The organism is Streptomyces sp. C (genome assembly GCF_000158895.1).
GTDB classification, from domain to species: Bacteria; Actinomycetota; Actinomycetes; order Streptomycetales; family Streptomycetaceae; genus Streptomyces; species Streptomyces racemochromogenes.
In genome coordinates this window covers 3,847,415-3,849,819 of sequence record NZ_GG657750.1, presented here as the reverse complement: position 1 = coordinate 3,849,819, position 2,405 = coordinate 3,847,415, and the positions used below count along the sequence as shown (strand labels likewise).

General features: G+C 75.2%; 1 protein-coding gene. It reads left to right on the top strand.

The window, feature by feature from the left end; genetic code table 11:
• Positions 1-326: 326 nt before the first annotated feature.
• Positions 327-2,210, top strand: a complete 1,884-nt coding sequence (locus SSNG_RS17200; protein ID WP_050779653.1) for a C1 family peptidase — start codon at positions 327-329, stop codon at positions 2,208-2,210.
• Positions 2,211-2,405: the final 195 nt, after the last annotated feature.

Sequence of the window (2,405 nt, the reverse complement as noted above, 5' to 3'; positions counted from 1 at the left end):
CCGGCGGGGCTGGGGAAGCCGAACGCCGGCGGGGTTGGGGAAGCCGGACGCCGGCGGGGCTGGATTTCGCGCAGCGAAATTCCAGCCCGCGCGGCGTTTGAGCGCACCGGGCGCGGAGCGCACGGAACGGGTCCGGGCAACGCCCGGGGAACGGTGGAAGGGCGGGTAGGGGACGGCCCCGCGCAGCGGCGCCCTGGCCCCCGCGGGAGCCGGAGACGTACGACCCCCGTGCCACCGCGCGACCGTGTGGGCTCCCTTGACGGGGGGCGGTGGTGGGGAGACGCTCCCCGGGCTCACGATCGAGGGTTGCAGCTGGGGGGCCGGGGATGCCGGAGGAGTCTGTCCAGACGGTGGGGGAGCTGCGGGCGCAGCTCGTGGAGTGCGGGGCGCGCTGGAGCGTCAGCGAGCACCTGGCGGACGAGGAGCCGGTGCCGAGGCCCGCCCTGGGCCTGGAGCCGGGGGTGAACCTGACGCCCGCCGCCGAGGCGGGCTCCGTGGACCTGCGGGCGCTCGTGGGGCGGGCGAGCGGCAACCCGCACCTGACCCGGCGGCGCGCCGCCAACGGGCTGCTCCGCGACAGCGGCGCGGCGACCGGGCGGCCGGCCGCCGTCGACTGGCGCAGCCGCTGGGGCTGGCCCTGGCTGACGAGGGTCAAGGACCAGAACCCCTGCGGCTCCTGCTGGGCCTTCGGCGCGGCCGGGCTCGTCGAGTCCATGGCCCGGATCGAGCACGACGTATGGGCCGAGCGCTCCGAGGGGGACGTCCACGACGGGCTGAAGTCCAGCTGTGGGCAGGGGGGCAACCCGGAGACGGCCCTCGACTGGGTCAGGGACAACGGCGGTCTCGCCGACCCCGACTGCTGGCCCTACAGCACCCCGCCCCCCGGCCTGCCGGCCGAGCGGCGCGACGCCTGGCGAGCCGAGTACACGCCCAGCTGGGACCGCTCGGGCCGGACCGTCCGCATCGGCGACTACGTACGCCTCGGCGACGTCGAGCAGCAGAAGGTGTGGCTGGACACGGTCGGGCCGCTGACCGCCTGCTTCGACGTCTACGACGACTTCTTCGGGCTGGGGGCGGGGGTGTACCACCGCACCAGCGACCGGCTGGCCGGCGGGCACTGCGTGCTGGTCGTCGGCTACGACGACGCGGCCGGCTGCTGGCTGTTCAAGAACTCCTGGGGGCCCGGCTACCACGTCGGCGGGTACGGCCGGATCGCGTACGGCGAGGTCAACATCGACTACTGGGCCAAGTGCGGCCTGCGCGGCACCAACGTCGACCCCTGGAGCAAGCGCCGCCTGCACGCGGGCAGCACCTACGAGAGCGGCAACGGCCGCGCCCACCGCAACTTCGAGATGGCGGCGACCGCCGGCGGCGGCCGGCTCCAGCACTGGTGGCGCGAGGGCGACGCGCCCTTCGCCTGGGCCCGGGGCCGGACCTACGCCTCCGACGCCTCGGGCCAGCCCGCGTTCACCGGCACCACCTACAACCGGAACATGGAGTCCCTGCACGTCACCACCGGCGGCCGGCTGCGGCACTGGTACTACGAGCAGGCCGTCGGCGTCTGGCGCGACGGCGGAGCCTTCGGCCCGGGCGACGCGGTCGTCGGCTCGACCCCGGCCTTCATCCAGAGCGACTACGGCAAGCCCGGCAACTTCGAGGCGGTCGTCCGCACCGCCGACGGCCGCCTCAACCACTGGTGGCGGATCAACGGCGCCCCCTGGACCTGGAACGACGGCGGCCGCTTCGCCTCCGGCATCGCCCACTACGGCCCCGCCCTCGTCCAGACCCGCTCCCGCACGCTCGACCTGGTCGCCGCCCGCACCGACGGCCGGATGCAGCTGTGGTGGCGCGACGACCCCAACGGCTTCGTCTGGCGCGCCGGGGAGGTCTTCGGCAGCCGCGTCAGCTCCGCGCCCTGTCTGATCGAGGGCCAGTACGGGGCCGCCGACGAGGACACCGCCGGGAACTACGAGCTGTGCGTGGCGGTCGCCGACGGCCGGATCGAGCACTGGTGGCGGGGGAACGCGGCGGGCGCGCCCTGGGCCCGCAGCGCGGTCTTCGGGCACGACGCGGTCGCCGTCACCGGGATGCTCCAGGGCAGCTTCGGGTTCAACCTGGAAGTCCTCGTCCTGCGCACCGACCGGCTGCTCCAGCACTACTGGCGTGACGGAGCGGGCTGGCACGAGGGGGCGGTGATCGGCCCGGCGTGAACCGCGCGCGGACCACGAGGGAGGCGTCCGGTGGAGGTACGCGGGATCGCGCTGCGCGCCGGGGAGTCGTACGAGCTGCGGCTCACGGGGCGCGGGGCGCGCGGGTACGTGTGGACCTGGCAGGTCAGCGGTGACACCGACGCCGTGTCCGTGGCGGAGCCGGCGGACACAGCGGAGGCAGGGGCGACGGCGCGG